The organism is Acidimicrobiales bacterium (assembly GCA_041394185.1).
In the GTDB taxonomy this organism is placed as follows: domain Bacteria; phylum Actinomycetota; class Acidimicrobiia; order Acidimicrobiales; family Poriferisodalaceae; genus JAAETH01.
In genome coordinates, this window is the sequence record JAWKIQ010000001.1 from 1,157,361 (window position 1) to 1,172,449 (window position 15,089).

Sequence of the window (15,089 nt, forward strand, 5' to 3'; positions counted from 1 at the left end):
CGGCCAACGCTTGCCGACCGTAGACCCAGGTAGTGCGGCCTGATGCAGTTGGAGGAGTCGTGGGCAAGAAGAATCGCGGAGGACTGATTTCGGTCCTGGGTTCGGTAGGAGGCAAGGTTGGCCTCGTCACCGCTGCGGCGGTGTTGGCGATGGTGCTTGCGGCCGTGATGCAGTACGGCGGAACCTCCGACATCAACAACGCAGTGTCAGACCAGGTCGACCACGACGCGCCGGCCGAGGCCCTGCTGCTGAACATAGATCGCGACGCCTACCAGGCCCAGATAGCGATCGAACAGATGGCAACCGCCCCCGAAGGCGACGTAGCCGGTCTGGTCGAGGACTACGAGGGCAACCGCGACCAGACTCAGAGCCGTTGGGACGACTACAAGTCGATCAGCCGTGGCATCGGAGACGAAACCACCCGCTGGGACGGCTATGACGAGGCCCGCTCGGCATGGGTCGCCGCCACCGACGAGTTGGCAGACCGCATCGCCAACGGTGGCGAGCGCCTGCCCGACGAGGCGCTTTTGGCAGACATCCAGGCCAGCCGTGAGCTGTTCAACGGCGTTCGCGACGTTCTCGACGGAATCGTCGAAGAGATCTATGTTCCGAACCAGTCCGAGTTCCAGGCCGACCTCGACGGTGCCGTGTCGACCAGCCGCATGATCGCCATCATCAGCATCATTGCCGGCCTGGCAATCCTGGCAGGCGGGCTGGTGATAGCACGAGGCTTCGCCAAGACGCTGCGCTCGCTGGCCGACCGAGGCAACCGCCTCGCCTCCGGCGAGATCGACTTCGAGCCGGTGGGCATCGAGCGGGCCGACGAGATCGGTTCTGTGGCCCGCTCGTTCAAAAAGATCCACAGCATGCTGGCAACAATGGCCGCACAGGCCCGGTCGATCGCCGGTGACGACGTCGACCACAACAGGTTGGGCGAACCGGTTCCGGGCGAGTTGGGAACGTCCTTCAACTCGATGATCGACTCGTTGACGTCGATGGCCGCCACCGCCTCCGTTGCCGGCGATGACGTGTCGGCGTCGGTCCACCGTCGCAGCCGCGGTCGATCAAATGGACGGCAGCATCAGGGAGGTCGCAGCCAACGCCGCCGAGGCGTCGACGGTCGCTTCCGAAGCGGTGCAGGTGGCACGCGAAACCTCTTCGACCATCTCAAAGCTGGGCGACAGCTCCCAGGAGATCGGCGAGGTCATCATGGTGATCAACTCCATCGCCGAACAGACCAACCTGCTTGGCCTGAATGCCACCATCGAAGCCGCCCGCGCCGGCGCCGCCGGCAAGGGTTTCGCAGTCGTTGCAAACGAGGTAAAGGCTGGCCAACCAGACCGCAAGGGCCACCGAAGAGGTGTCGCGGCGTATTCAGGCCATTCAGGCAGACACCGAAGAGGCCGTCGCCGCCAACGAGCGGATCAGCGTCACGATCCACCGCATCGACGAGATCTCCAGCATGATCGCCGCAGCGGTGGAGGAGCAGACGATCGCAACGTCTCAGATCAGCCAGTCTGTCGACGAGACCGCAGCCAAGGCCCAGTCGATCGCTGCCAACATCACCGCCTTGGCCGATGCGGCCACGGCGAGCAAGTCACGGGGTTGCCGCCGCTCACTGACCTTCGAGAGCGCAGCGTTCAGGGGATGACCTGTCGAGCGCTCAGCTAGAGCACGACAGGGTCGAGCAACCGGCCTTGGTGCGAGCCCAGTCTGGCCTCTTGGCGGCGTAGCCGTCGACGATCCGGTTGGTCGTCGTAGGGTCGACGCAGGAGGTCGAGCAGCAGCTCGATCTCGGCGAAATCGCCCTGGTGAGCCTTGTCTATGGCCACCTGGGCGAGATAGTTGCGCAACACGAACTTGGGGTTGACCGAGTTCATCGCAGCCCTGCGCTCGGCAGGCGCAGGCCCCGAGGCCACACGCTCGGCCCACAGCTCGACCCAAGCGACCGACGCTGCGATGTCGTCGCGTGACCACGACTGGGGCGAATAGACCGCTGGCTCGAGCACTTCGGCGATGGCGTTGTGACGAACCTGGGGTTCGGCATGGTCGAGCGCAAGGTCCATCTCGGCCGAGCCCAATGCCCTGAAGAAGATCGTCATGTCTGTCTCGACGCGCTGCAAGACGGCAAAGGCCCCGTCGCCCAGCTCGACGTCGCCTTGCAGAACGTGGCTACCCAAGCCGAGCTTGGCCTGCACCGCCTGGCGCCAAGCGTCCTTGTAGACATCGACATAGCCATTGAGTGCGTCGGTCATCCGCTCGACGTCGCCGACCAGGGGGAAGATCGCGTTCGCCAGCTGCATGAGGTTCCAGTGAGCGACCTGAGGTTGCTGGCCATAGCGATAGCGGCGGTGCGAGAAGTCGGTGGTGTTGGGTGTCCAGTTGGGGTCGAAATCGTCGATCCAGCCGTAGGGGCCGTAGTCGATGGTCTCGCCCAAGATCGACATGTTGTCGGTGTTCATGACGCCGTGAACAAAGCCGACGCGCATCCAATCGGCCATCAGGCGGGCGGTACGGTCGCGCACCACCTCAAACCAGGCGACGTAGTGGTCGGCGTCGAGCTGGCCGACCGGGCGCCCATCGGCCAGATCTGGCAAGTGCTGGACGATCGTGTGGTCGGCCAGTTGCCTCAACAGGTCGATGTCGCCGCGCGACGCAGGCAGCTCGAAGGTGCCGAAGCGGATGAAGCTGGGCGACACGCGACAAACGATGGCCCCGGGCTCGACCTCGGCGTTGCCGTCGTAGAACATGTCACGCACGACGCCCTCGCCCGTCAGCACCAGGCTGAGCGCACGGGTGGTAGGCACACCGAGGTGATGCATCGCCTCGCTGCACAGAAACTCGCGAATCGACGAGCGCAGCACGGCCAGGCCGTCGGCGGTTCGGCTGAACGGGGTGGGCCCAGCGCCCTTCAGCTGCAACATCTGGCGGCCCGCACGGCGGGTGGCGACCTGGCCGAGAGCGATGGCGCGACCGTCTCCGAGCTGGCCGGCCCAATTGCCGAACTGATGACCCGCATAGGCCATGGCGAAGGGTTCGCTGCCTTCGAGCACCACGTTGCCAGACATGGCTTGGGTGAAAGCCGGGTCGGCGACCGCAGCGGGGGAGAGGTCCAGCATCGCAGCGACCTCGGGGCTGTGTGCCACCAACTTGGGCTCGGAGACCTGTGCCGGTCGCACCAGCGAGTAGGCGGCCGAGTGGACCTGGCGTCGCAGATTGTCGGGGTTGGGGTCGCCCGGCAGCAGGCTGGTGAACGAGTTGTCGAACGTCCAGGCGGTTACAGAGTCGAGCAGATCCTCGTCAGAGCCCATGCCCCTGGAGGGTATCTGCGACCTGAGCCACTGCGGCTTCCACGACGTCCAGCAGCGGGCCGACCTCGCCCTTGATCACCGCCTGTCGCTTGGCGCGTTCGAAGCGATCGGTCAGCTCGCGGGGATGATCACGGGGTCGTGCCCGTGCGAGCGCAGCTCGGCGTTCAGGGCCAACATCGCCACCTCGGCTGTCGCGTCAGCGAACGGGTCGACCACCAGCACCACGAACATCACGCCTACGGCACGTGCCAGGTGACTGCGTATGGGCGACACCAGCGCCAGGCCGTGCCTCAGCGTTGTCTCGACCTCATCGTCGGCATCGACCAGTTCCAAACTGGGCAGTCGGTTCGGCTCGGTTCGGAACCGGCCCGGTTCGAGGTCGGCCACGACCGAGTGAAGGTTTTGCAGCAGTTGGACTCGGCCATCGGCCTCGTCGATCTCGGCCTTCGAGACACGCCTGAGCGAGCCGCCAAGCGCCAGCACAGCCGACTCGAGGACGGCCAGCGCTTCATCGCCTATGCCGTCCACAGCCTCGGACCGTGGTTCCGCCCGCTCGCCGACGGCGAGGGCCAGGTTGGCCAACAGCGCGGCCCGTTCGTCGTCGAGGTCGCCGTTTCGCTGGGCCAGCTCCCGCGCCGCTGCGAACACCGCGGCCGGGTCGACCCAGGTTCGTGCGCTCTGTTTCACCCAGGTCGTCAGCTCCATGCGGGTGAGGGTCCGCGGGGCCCGGCCTCGAACCGACCGCGACAGCCTGAGGTTGTCGGCTACGGTGCGTGCCGGTGACGACATCTGCAGGCCAAACACCCACTCTGAGTCGTCGTCGCAGCGTTCCAGAGGCCTGACCACGACGGTCAAACCGGGCAGCTCGAGGTTCGAGCGGCGTCGGTCGCTCGCCACCACAACCATGCCCTCGGCCACGGCGCCACCGGCGGCCGCTGTTCGATCGACCACCACGGCGTCGGGCATCAGGTGGGCAACGATCTCCCAGACATTTGCCACCACGAGGTCGGCGGCGGGGGTTTCGAGGTCTGCGGTGTAGATGTGACTCGCTAAGCGGCGAATCCGGCCCGCGTTGACCGCTCTCCGTAGCGTTGGCGCGGAAGCAAGATCATCGAAGAACACGGTTCCTCGAGCGGTTGGCCATGGGGTGCTCAGCGGTCGAGCCATCGATCTGCCTCCGGCGGTTTGTTTCACCGATTGCTGTTGCTGGTCGTCGATCGACGCTTGCGGGAAAGGGTTTCGTTCACGAATCGGCGTTGGTGGTACAACGTCGAGAGTGCCAGAGCCCCCGACGCGGCGCGAGTATCCCGCGGCAGCAGTAATCGCAACCGTCATGGCTTGCGCGGCCGTCGCCCAGGCATTCGGGCGCTTCACCTGGGGTGTTGTGCTGCCCGACGCGCGCGACGACGTGCTTGGTGGTTCGAACACCCTTGCCGGTCTGCTGGGAACCCTCAACGTCGCCGCCTACCTGCTGGGCACCTTCGCCGCGGCGGTTATCGCCTCGCGACGCTCACTCACCCAGATGCTGCGGCGGGGGCTGATGCTGTCGTTCACCGGGCTGACGGTGATGTGGCTGGTGCCGCATCCGGCGGTGATGGGCCTGTCGCTGTTCACCATGGGCCTGGGTGGTGCGCTGATCTGGATACCGTCCCCTGCTCTGGCGGCCAGAAGGATGCCGCCACGACTGCAAGGCATGGCCGCGGGTCTGGTGGGTTCGGGCATCGGCATAGGCATCGTGTTCTCAGGGCAGCTGGCGGCTGCGTTTCGCGACCCAGAGCGGCTCGACACGTGGCGTTCTGTGTACCGGGTCGAGTCTGCAATCGGGGCCGTGGTGCTGCTGTTGGCTTTCGTGGTGCTGCGCTCGCGTGGCGAGACCGTTTCGGCCCGCGGAGGCATCGGAGGGTTCCAGTCGCTTCGACGAGTGCCCGGCTGGGCCCCTCTGACCGCGTGTTACACCGCCTATGGCTTCGCCTACCTGCTGGTGATCGCCTTCCTGGTCGCCAGGCTCGAAGACGACGCCGGCCTGTCACCAGACACCGCTTCGGCCGTGTTCTCGGTGCTGGGTGTGGCCATCGTCGTCGGTGGCCTGTCGGTAGGTGCCGCCGCCGGACGCTTCGGCGTCCGCGCCACTCTCATGACGGGTTCGGCCGTGTTCGGGGCATGCACCCTGCTGATGCTCACCGGCTCCAGTCCATGGATATGGGTGGCAGCGGTGGGGCTCGGCACCATGTTCTCGGGCGTGCCCGCGTCTATTGCCACCCACATCGTGCAGACAGCATCAGACGCCGACTATGGCCCGGCGTTCTCTGCGGCGACGTTGGCCTTCGGTGTCGCCCAGATGCTCGGCCCGCAGGTGGGCGGAGCGCTGGCCGACGCAACCGGGTCGTTCACTGCAGTGTTTCTGCTGTCGGCAGGGTTCTCGGCAACGGGTGTCATAGCCGCCTACATGCTGCCCCGACGCTGACGCCGGGCGGGCAAGTCATCGACAGCGCAGCAGGAACACCTGATATTCCCAACCGTTGTCGTCGTGGTGCACGACGTCGCTAGCGGCGATGTCGGCGGATGCACCAAACAGCGACGAGTTCTGGTGAAGGCTGCGAAGGTGGAACGGCCGGGTGTTGCCCGACGGGTCGCTGAACACCAACAACTGCGCCTGCGGCAGGCCCCAAACGCCGATCTGCAAAGGGCCACCGGGTTGCACCGTGCGAGCTATCTCGCCGACCGCAGCCCGGGCCGACGCGTCGTCGAGGTGCATGAGCGTGCTCATAGACCAGGCAGCGGCCAACACGCCGGTCCTGAGCGGCACAGCGTCGACCGAGGCCTGAACCATCGCGGCTCCGTGCGCAGCTCCGCGGACGCAGTTGGTGTGCGCCAGGTCGATGCCAACGGCCCCTATTCCTTCAGCTGCGAAACCGAGTGTGTCCAGGCCGGGTCCGGCGCCGAAGTCGCCGACAGTCGGGCGACCCTCGGCCACCAGTAGCTGCACGAAGCGGCGACGGATGCTCAGCCGCACTCCCCGGAGTTCTCGCCTGGTGCCGGCTGCGGCCTCGGCTTCGTAGTAGTCGCGCGAGCTATTTGATGCACCGGTGCTCACGAGGCGAAGGTAGCAGCGAGGGATCTGCGTATGAGCGACGCCGGCAGGTGTCGCGAACTAGCAGCGACGAGATTGTCCCACCCCCTGTTTAGGGTTTGTGGCGTGACAGAGGTGCGGGTGGTGCTTAGCGGCGCCGACGAACTAGAGGTGATGGATGTCGCCGGGCTCGAGGCCGAGCTCGGTGGTGTTCGTCGTGTACGTGCCCGTTTGGATGGTCACGAGGCTCGTTTGTTGAGCGCCCTGTCCAAGGCCCGTCAACGTGCTGCCAACCGCAAGGGCAAGCAGTCGGAGGGTGGAACCAAGCCGGACCCTGGGCCGCCTGCTCCGTCACGTAAGGCCCAACGCGAGGCCGAGGCCAGGTCTAGGCGACTGACTGCCAATCCTGATGTGGCTGAGGCGTTGGAAGCCGGAGACATCAACTCCGAACAAGCCGACTACCTGACCAACACCGACCTACCCGACGACATCAAAGCCCGCCTGCTCGCAGACGCGAAGGGCCAGTCGGCGGACGAAACCAAAGCGGCGGTCCGCGACGCCGAACGCGAACAAACCCGCGAGGATCCCGACGAGCGGCTGGCCCGTCAACGCAGGCGCAGGCGAGGGTCGTGTGGCATCGACAACGAAGACATGATCTGGTTCAACGCCACATTGGACCCGGTCACAGGTGCTGCGTTGAAAGCCGAATACGACCGCCGCGAGCGCGCCGCGTTCCACCACGACATGCGCACCATCACAGACCCCAGACAACGGCGCAGCCACCAACAGCGCGGCGCTGACGTGATCGCAAGCATGCTCACAGACGGCCTCCTCCCGGCAGCCGACGATGGCGACCCAACCGCGGGCGTCAGGGAACGGGCGAGGGGTTGTGTGAACCTGATCGTCGACATCGACCAACTCGACAAACCCGACGGGCTGGCCTACACCCTCGACGGAACCCAAATACCGGCATCCATCGCTCGGGGGTTGTTGTGCCGGGCGCAGATCAATGCTTGGTTTCAGCAGGCAGACAGGCGCCTGCTGGACCTGGCCTACGACGTCCAATACGCCACACCAACACAAAAACTCGCCCTAGCCATCCGCGACGGCACATGCAGATGGAAACACTGCAACACCGAAGCCACACGCTGCGAAGCACACCACCTACACCACCGCGAACACGGCGGCCCCACCAACCTGGCAAACCTCGCGTTGCTATGCCCACACCACCACGACCGCTTGCACGCCATGAACACGCGGCTGGTCATGGGCCCCACACCAGACGATTGGCAACTCCAAGACGCCCACGGCACCGTCATCAGCGAGTGGACCAAACCACCACCACGAAAACAACGGCCGGCGGGGAAACCACCGAACCAAACCACACGGTCAGGCTGAGCGGTCTAAACACACTCGGTGACCACGCCATCCTTGACGTTCCAGGTTCGAGTCGCCTCGAACGCGCTCGCAAGGTGGCGGTCGTGGGTGATCAGAACGACCGTGCCTCCAAAGCGACCGAGGGCTGCCTCGAGCTGCTCGATTGCCTCCAAGTCCAGATGGTTCGTGGGCTCGTCGAGCACCAAGGTGTTGACCCCCACCGCAGCGAAACATCCCAGGGTCGCCCTGGTGACCTCACCGGGCGACAGCGTTGCCGGGTCGCGCTCGGAGCGCGCGGAGTCGATGCCCAGCTTGGCCAGCTGGCTGCGCGCCTCGGCGATCGGCATGCCGGTATGCGCAACGAACGAGTCGACCAGCGGTCCAGAACCAAACATGCGGCGGTCTTGGGTCATTGTTCCCAGCTTGGTAGAGCGGCCCAGCCGCGACACTCCGCTTGACAGGCCGACGGTGCCGAACAGTGCTCCTACAAGCGACGACTTTCCGCCACCGTTGGGACCCTGCACCAGCACCCGGTCGCCCTCGTGCAAAGTGAGCTCCAGCGGCCCCATACGAAACGCGCCGCGCTCGACGACGGCCGCTGCCAGTTCGGCAACAACGTCACCCGAGCGACCGGCTTCGGCAAACTCGAGCCTCAGCTCCCATCGATCCCATGGCTTGGCTACCCGACTGCGATCGTGGCGCTCCAGGGCACGCCCGGTCGTTGCAGCTCGACTGCCCAGCTTCTGAGCCCTTTCGATACGAGCCATGCGGATGTTTCGATCTGGTTCGTCGCCCTTCCTGACAGAGGCCTCGCCATGTCGAGACCATTGGCGCTGTCGTGCTGCACGCTGTTTCAGCTCGGCGCGTTGCTGGGTCCATTCCTGGAAGTCAGACTCGGCCCTGCGCCGGGCCGCCGCCCTCTCGTCGATCCATGCCCGATATCCACCATCGAAGCGGGTCAGCTCGTGGGTGTGGTCGTCCAGTTCCACTACGACGTTGACGAACCCCTCGACGAAAGAGCGATCATGCGACACCACCACGGTGGGGCCCTGGCGCGACGACAGGGCCTGCTCGAGCTGTGCCAGACCCTGATGGTCGAGATCGTTCGTGGGCTCGTCCAGCAGCAGAACGTCGGCCGCGCTCAGCTGTATCGCTGCGAGCTTCAGACGGGTTCGTTGACCCCCCGACAACGACCCGACGCTCTGGCCCAACGACACCGCACCAAGCGACAGGTCCTCGGCCACAGCCCGCGCCCGAGCCTCGAAGCCCGATGGATCGGCTGCCACCAACGCAGCCAAGGCCTGGTCGTAGCGGTCAGCGGCATCGGCCTCGCCGTCGGCGAGCGCTGTGGCCGCAGCCTCGAAACGTCGCTGAGTCGCCGCCACCCCTGTGCGCTCTAGCAACCAGTCGATGGCTGCAAGATCGAGGCCCCAGTCGATGACCTGGGGTAACAAGACCACCGTGCCCGAAGCTCTGACCTTCCCCATGTCGGGGTCGAGGTCGCCAGCCATCAGCCGCAGCAGCGTCGACTTTCCAGACCCGTTGGGGCCGACAACGCCCACACGGTCGGCCGGGGCCACTGTCAGGTTCACACCGGACAAGATGGTTTGGGGCCCATGAGAAAACGAAAGATTGGATAGGTGAAGTTGGGCAGACACGAGCGGTCCCATCGAACTTGCCGCAGCAATGCGGGCAGGGTCGGACATCCAGCAAGCCGCCTGCGCCAGACGCGGCGGTGGGTCGGGGTGGCTCAGATCTTCACGCAGACCACAGTAGGGCCCGCTCGAGCGTGTGTCGCCCGATTTGATTCAGCTCGGGGTGATCGGCCGAGTTGGCCAGGTAAGTGACGGCGAATCCGAGGGCCCAGCCCAACGCCCGCCGCCAGGTCGCATCGTCGGCGGCCCCGCCGGCACGGGCCAAAGCGGCCCTGAACTGCGATGTGCACTCGGCGTCGGGAAACATCCACGCCACGGCCATGTCGCAAGCTGGGTCGCCCCCACAGATATCGCCGAAGTCGATCACCGCAACCAGACGCTGGTCGTCGACCACCAGGTTCATCACGTGCATGTCGCCGTGCAGCAGCATCGGTGGCCCGTCCCAAACCGGGGCCGCCAGGCACAGCTGCCACAAATCGAGCGCCTGCCTGCGCTGAGCCTCAGGCACCGTCAGCTCGATGCGCTGGCGAGTCAGCTCGTCGCGCTCGGACAGCGGGGCGCCGCGCCCGAAGGGGTTCGCCGGCGCCGCCGGGAACGGGCGGTGTAGCGCCGCCAGGAAGGCGGCCAGATCTCGTGCCGCGCCCTGGGCGTCGGCCGGAGGTTGCAGACCCATGTGACGCCCCTCGAACCACGGGCATATCGTCCACCGCCACGGATAACCGAACTGGGGCTCTCCGACATGCAGCGCCGCAGGCACGGGAAGGGGCAGATCGGGGGCGACCAGTGGCAACAGCGCCACCTCGTTCTCGATCAGGTCTGCACCCATCTGTCGCCGGGGGACCCGCAGGCCCAGATCGTCCCCTAGGCGATAGACGACGTTGTCCCAGCCGTTTGCGACCTCCACCACCTCGAGATCGGCGTACTGCGGGAACTGGGCGGCGACCATTCGCCTCACCAGGTCGACAGACAGCTCGACCTCGGCGGCCGGCATGTTGGAGCCGTGCTGGTTCATTGCGCCGTCAGCGGGCGGCCTCGGGTCGCACGAACACCGGCTCGTCTGGCGTCGAGCGAGCCGGGTCGTAGTGATATCCGAGCCCGTCGAATTCGGTCAGAGCCTTGGGTGACTTGATCCGCTCACGGATGAGCCAGCCGGTCATGGCGCCCCTGGCCCGCTTGAAGAAGGCCATCACCTTGAACTGACCGTCTTTTTCGTCGAGGAACCGGGGCGACACGACACGAGCATCGAGCCGGTCGGTGCGCACCGAACCGAAATACTCGTTCGAGGCCAGGTTGACCAACACCTTGAAGTTGTTGTTGGCAAGGTCGGCGTTGAGCCTGTCGGTGATGTCGTCGCCCCAGAACTCATAGAGGTCCTTGCCGCGCGCCGTGGCGAGCCTGGTACCCATCTCGAGGCGGTAGGGACGCATCAGGTCGAGCGGACGCAAAACGCCGTACAAGCCCGACAAGATCCGGAGGCGCTTCTGAGCTGCGGTGAGGTCGCGTGTATCGAACGTTGCCGCATCGAGGCCCTGATAGACGTCGCCGTTGAAAGCAAAGATCGCCTGCCTGGCGTTGTTGGGCCCGAAGTCTGGATCCCAATCCTGGAAACGCTCGGCGTTGAGGTCGGCCAGCGCCGGCGACAGGTGCATCAGCTCGGCCAGATCGTTGGGCGTCTTGGTGACCATCACATCGACCAGCTCGGCCGATCGGTCGAGCATGGTCGGCATGGTGTGGCGCTTGGCCGGCACCGGCGTTTCATAGTCGAGCTTCTTGGCGGGCGAGATGACTATCAGCATGGCCCGGCCGATCATATCGGTCGGTTCGCACCGCCAGCAGTGAGACAGCCCCAACAGGTTGCGCGGCGGTTCCAGGGACGATACAAACCCCTCCGTGACCGACAACTTCGCCGCCGCCATCCAACAGCTCACCGCCGAGGGACCCTTCGCAATCACAACCACCGAGGTGCGAGGCATACCGCTGCGGGCCTACGCCGCGGCGCCTCCCAACATGCGCTTCGTTTGGGAGATGTCGGCCGCTCACGGCGACGCCGAGTACATCGTCTACAACGACGAGCGCTACAGCTACGCCGACACCCACGCACGGGTTAGGTCGCTGGCCCACGCTCTTGCCGACACCTACGGCATCAAGCGCGGCGACCGGGTGGCGGTGTCGATGCGGAACTATCCCGAGTGGATCATGTCCTACTGGGCGATCACGTCGTTGGGCGCTGCCATAGTCGGCATGAACGCCTGGTGGACGGGCCCCGAGATGGAGTACGGGCTGCGCGACGCGTCGCCGAAGGTGCTGATCTGCGACCGTGAACGGCTTCACAATGTCGAGCCACACCTCAGCACCTTGCGCTCCGAACATCAGCTCGACCTGATCGTTGTGCGTGTCGATCAGGCAGCCGAGCTGCCCGACGGCGCCGCGCACTGGAACGACATCGTCGACCCCGCCACGGCGCCCGCCGCGTTGCCCGAGGCCCACATCGACCCCGACGACGACGCCTGCATCTTCTACACGTCTGGCACCACCGGGTTCCCAAAGGGGGCGCAGCTGACCCACCGCGGAACGGTCGCGAACCTGATGAACATGGCCGTGATGCCCACTGCGGCGGCCCTGGCAAAGCAGATGTCTGGGATGGAGGTTCCAGATCCCGCCAGCGCTCCCACTCCGAGCGTGTTGTTGCCTGTGCCGCTGTTCCACGTGACCGGGTGCAACTGTGTGCTGCATCCGATCACCCTGGCCGGCGGCAAGCTGGTGTCGATGTACAAGTGGGACCCTGACGAGGCCATCGACATCATCGAGCGCGAGAAGATCACCGTGTTCACGGGCGTGCCAACGATGAGCCGCGAGCTCCTGCTGAGCCCCAAGTGGGCCGATGCCGACACGTCGTCGCTCGGTGCCATGGGCGGTGGCGGTGCTGCGCTGCAACCGGATCTGGTCGACAAGATCGACAAGGGCCTGTCGAAGTCGGGTGGCAGCCCCCAAACCGGCTACGGCCTCACCGAGACCTGTGGCATCGTCACGTCGCTGTCGGACGTCTTCTTCATCAACAAGCCCGACTCTGCGGGCCCCATCGTGCCCTCGATGGAGGCACGCATCGTCGACGACAACGGCAACGACATGCCGCAGGGTGAGTTGGGTGAGCTGATCGTTCGGGGCTCAAACGTCATCAAGGGCTACCTCAACCAGCCCGAGGCCACCGCCGATGCCATCCGCGACGGCTGGTTCCACACCGGCGACATCGCCTTCATCGACGAAGACGGCTATGTGCACATCCGCGACCGCAAGAAGGACATCGTGATCCGAGGCGGCGAGAACATTCACTGTGGCGAGGTCGAGGCGGCGATCTACGAACACCCAGCGGTGGCCGAGGCCGCGGTGTTCGGTGTGCCAGACGATCGTTTGGGCGAAGAGGTCGGAGTCGCCATAGTGCTGGCTCCGGGTGCACACCTGGACGAGGCCGAGCTGAGGGCCCACCTCGATGACAGGCTCGCCCGGTTCAAGATTCCGGCCTATGTGTGGTTCCGCGACGAACCGCTGCCCCGAAACGCCAACGGCAAATTCGTGAAGCGCGATCTCAAAGCGCAATTGCTGCGCGACTAGAGACACAGCGCAATTGCTGCGCGACTAGAGCAACGCGAGCCCTTGGTGGATCAGGGCCAGATAGGCAATGGTGCCCAGTACGGCCGAAAGGCTGGCCTGAAGACCCGACACACCGCAAGCGCCTGCTATTGCCAGGTGACGACCCGAGGGCCGCGCGAACAGCACTGCGCTGGCCAGTACGGGACGCTCGTGAATCAGGTCACCCAGGCGCTTTCCCCAGGACCGCAATCGCGCGAAGCCGGAGGTTTTGCGAGGCAGGCGGGTCCGAGCCGCTGAGGGAGCACGGCGTCCGCAGACGAAATAGCTGGCGTCTGTCACGCTGAGGCGAACCGTGCCCGAAAGGCCGAGGTTGCTGCGCATGGCAGGCTCAAGCCGCCCGACGCATTCGTGGCGGACGTTGGCCGCTGGGCGGGGCTGCTGCCGAGAGCACCCCGGCTTGTTCGTACCATCCGACCAGCTGACGGGTTCTGACGCCCCAGCTGCGCTCGCGGACGGCTTCGAACCCGGCTTCGGCCAGCTGCGCTCGCTTGGTGGGCGAGTCGACGAGCCAGCTGACAGCGTCGTTGAGCTGACTCGCACTCGTGGGGTCGTACAACAGTCCGGTGCGCCCGTGGTCTACCAGGTCTGCTGGACCGCCCGCGTCGGGTGCCACGACGGCAACTCGACTAGCCATGGCCTCCTGGATCGTTTGGCCGAAGGTGTCGTGCGAACCGGTGTGAACGAACAGATCGAGACTGGCCATGGCTTCGCCGAGCTCGGGTCCCGAGAGCATGCCGGTGAACACGGCTCCGCCCAGAATCGTCTGTAGCTCGCGTCGCGACGGGCCGTCGCCGACCACCACCAGCTTCACTCGCGACCCCGGCCGTTTGGCCTCGGATGCCACGGTGGCCAGCCGCCATACCTCTTTTTCCGGGGCCAAGCGGCCGACGTAACCGATCAGGACGTCGCCTGGGCCGCAGCCGACCGATCGCCTGAAGGTGTCGCTGCGGCGAGAGGGGTCGAACGTCTGCCGGTCGACCCCGCGGCCCCAAACTCCCACACGGTGGAAGCCACGCGCCCGCAGTTCTTGGGCTACGCCTTCGGTGGGCGCCAGGTTCAGGGTCGCGGACGAGTGCACCAGCTTGAGCCAGCTCCAGACCGGCGCCGCAGCTGCCCTGGCGCCGCGGCTGGCGAGGAAACCTGCCAAGTCGGTCTGGAACACGGCGACCGTGGGAACGTCGAGCTGGGCGGCAGCCCGCGCCACGGCGTGCCCCAGCGTCACCGGAGCAGCGAGATGAACGACGTCGGGCTCGAAACTCTCGATGATCGCGCGAGTGCTGCGAGCGGTCAGGAGGCCGAAGCTGAGGGTGGGATAGGTGGGTACCGTGCAGCCCTTGACCCGATCGACGCTGACGCGACGGCCATCGACCGGGCCGCCGAACCAAACCTCAGATGGTCCGGGTGCCGGAGCGATGATTCGAACGACATGACCCGCCGAAGTGAGCTCGTCTGCAATCTGCAGAACCGAACCCGCCACCCCATTGACACTCGGTACGAACGACTCGGCACTGATCAACACCCGCAACGGACGCTCCTGTCCTCGACCTCGAGGTCGAAGCTAGGTTCGCCGGGTGTCCGGCCAGTGACGTCAGCTCGGCCGCCGCCTTAACACTTGGGCAAGAGACTGGATCGGCTAGGCCTGCGAGCCGGGGCTCTCGGCGTCCATCTGCTCCCATACCTCGTCGAGAGTCCGCAGTGCCGACACGCCGTTGGGCCAGCCCGCGTAGTGAGCGACGTGGTTCATCATCGCTTCCAGCTTTGAGCGCTCGATGCCCAGGTTTCGCGCCCCGCGAATGTGCAGGCGCAGTTCGGCGTCCTTGCCCATGGCCGTCAGCACGGCACAGGTGATCAGCGACCGTTCCTCGGTTTCGAGGCCTTCGCCCTGCCAAACGTCGCCGAACAGGTGGGCCATGGTGTGCCCGGTCATCTCGCGACCCATGGGCCTGGAGCGAGGGGCCCCTTTGAACAGGCGCGCTGCAAGCGCCCGGCCCTTGTTCAGGCGGTCGTCTTCGTTTGTCATGGATGCCT

13 protein-coding genes and 2 pseudogenes are annotated in these 15,089 nt (G+C 65.7%); 6 read left to right on the forward strand and 9 right to left on the reverse strand.

Going from position 1 to position 15,089, the window contains the following annotated elements:
• Nucleotides 1-59: 59 nt before the first annotated feature.
• The 3 genes and pseudogenes from R2770_05440 (at nt 60) to R2770_05450 (ending at nt 1,651) form a co-directional block, all read left to right on the forward strand.
• Nucleotides 60-848, forward strand: a pseudogene (locus R2770_05440) (Tar ligand binding domain-containing protein).
• A 220-nt stretch (nt 849-1,068) separates the two neighbouring features.
• Nucleotides 1,069-1,266 (forward strand): annotated as a pseudogene (locus R2770_05445) (methyl-accepting chemotaxis protein).
• Nucleotides 1,267-1,462: 196 nt separating this feature from the next.
• Entirely contained in the window at nt 1,463-1,651 is a 189-nt protein-coding gene (locus R2770_05450; GenBank protein MEZ5279896.1) for a hypothetical protein, read from the forward strand.
• A gap of 16 nt (nt 1,652-1,667) precedes the next feature.
• On the opposite strand, the gene R2770_05455 is transcribed toward R2770_05450, so the two are convergent.
• Complete coding sequence (locus R2770_05455; GenBank protein MEZ5279897.1) at nt 1,668-3,311, reverse strand: YdiU family protein; 1,644 nt, start codon at nt 3,309-3,311, stop codon at nt 1,668-1,670.
• A 111-nt stretch (nt 3,312-3,422) separates the two neighbouring features.
• Nucleotides 3,423-4,478: a hypothetical protein gene (locus R2770_05460; GenBank protein ID MEZ5279898.1), complete on the reverse strand. Its 1,056-nt coding sequence runs from the start codon at nt 4,476-4,478 to the stop codon at nt 3,423-3,425.
• Between the two features lie 109 nt (nt 4,479-4,587).
• Here R2770_05460 and R2770_05465 point away from each other — a divergent pair, with 109 nt between their 5' ends.
• Nucleotides 4,588-5,775, forward strand: coding sequence for a YbfB/YjiJ family MFS transporter (locus R2770_05465; protein MEZ5279899.1), 1,188 nt, complete (start codon nt 4,588-4,590; stop codon nt 5,773-5,775).
• Between the two features lie 15 nt (nt 5,776-5,790).
• Here R2770_05465 and R2770_05470 read toward each other — a convergent pair whose 3' ends face one another.
• Nucleotides 5,791-6,405 (reverse strand): class I SAM-dependent methyltransferase, encoded by a 615-nt coding sequence (locus R2770_05470; protein ID MEZ5279900.1) that lies wholly within the window; start codon nt 6,403-6,405, stop codon nt 5,791-5,793.
• A gap of 102 nt (nt 6,406-6,507) precedes the next feature.
• On the opposite strand from R2770_05470, the gene R2770_05475 reads away from it, so the two are divergent.
• Nucleotides 6,508-7,779, forward strand: coding sequence for a hypothetical protein (locus R2770_05475; GenBank protein MEZ5279901.1), 1,272 nt, complete (start codon nt 6,508-6,510; stop codon nt 7,777-7,779).
• A 5-nt stretch (nt 7,780-7,784) separates the two neighbouring features.
• On the opposite strand, the gene R2770_05480 is transcribed toward R2770_05475, so the two are convergent.
• The 3 genes from R2770_05480 to yaaA all read right to left on the reverse strand — a co-directional run bounded on the left by R2770_05480 (nt 7,785) and on the right by yaaA (nt 11,209).
• Nucleotides 7,785-9,350 carry an ATP-binding cassette domain-containing protein gene (locus tag R2770_05480; GenBank protein MEZ5279902.1) on the reverse strand — a complete coding sequence of 522 codons (1,566 nt, stop codon included), beginning with the start codon at nt 9,348-9,350 and terminating at the stop codon, nt 7,785-7,787.
• 166 nt (nt 9,351-9,516) lie between these two features.
• Entirely contained in the window at nt 9,517-10,425 is a 909-nt protein-coding gene (locus tag R2770_05485; GenBank protein ID MEZ5279903.1) for an aminoglycoside phosphotransferase family protein, read from the reverse strand.
• 7 nt (nt 10,426-10,432) lie between these two features.
• Nucleotides 10,433-11,209 carry a peroxide stress protein YaaA gene (yaaA, locus tag R2770_05490; GenBank protein ID MEZ5279904.1) on the reverse strand — a complete coding sequence of 259 codons (777 nt, stop codon included), beginning with the start codon at nt 11,207-11,209 and terminating at the stop codon, nt 10,433-10,435.
• A gap of 94 nt (nt 11,210-11,303) precedes the next feature.
• Here yaaA and R2770_05495 point away from each other — a divergent pair, with 94 nt between their 5' ends.
• On the forward strand, nt 11,304-13,022 hold the full coding sequence (locus R2770_05495; protein ID MEZ5279905.1) for a class I adenylate-forming enzyme family protein: 1,719 nt from the start codon (nt 11,304-11,306) through the stop codon (nt 13,020-13,022).
• A gap of 24 nt (nt 13,023-13,046) precedes the next feature.
• On the opposite strand, the gene R2770_05500 is transcribed toward R2770_05495, so the two are convergent.
• The 3 genes from R2770_05500 to R2770_05510 form a co-directional block, all read right to left on the reverse strand.
• Nucleotides 13,047-13,382, reverse strand: a complete 336-nt coding sequence (locus R2770_05500) for a hypothetical protein (protein ID MEZ5279906.1) — start codon at nt 13,380-13,382, stop codon at nt 13,047-13,049.
• 7 nt (nt 13,383-13,389) lie between these two features.
• Nucleotides 13,390-14,580 (reverse strand): glycosyltransferase family 1 protein, encoded by a 1,191-nt coding sequence (locus tag R2770_05505; GenBank protein MEZ5279907.1) that lies wholly within the window; start codon nt 14,578-14,580, stop codon nt 13,390-13,392.
• Nucleotides 14,581-14,694: 114 nt separating this feature from the next.
• Nucleotides 14,695-15,081: a carboxymuconolactone decarboxylase family protein gene (locus R2770_05510; GenBank protein ID MEZ5279908.1), complete on the reverse strand. Its 387-nt coding sequence runs from the start codon at nt 15,079-15,081 to the stop codon at nt 14,695-14,697.
• Nucleotides 15,082-15,089: the final 8 nt, after the last annotated feature.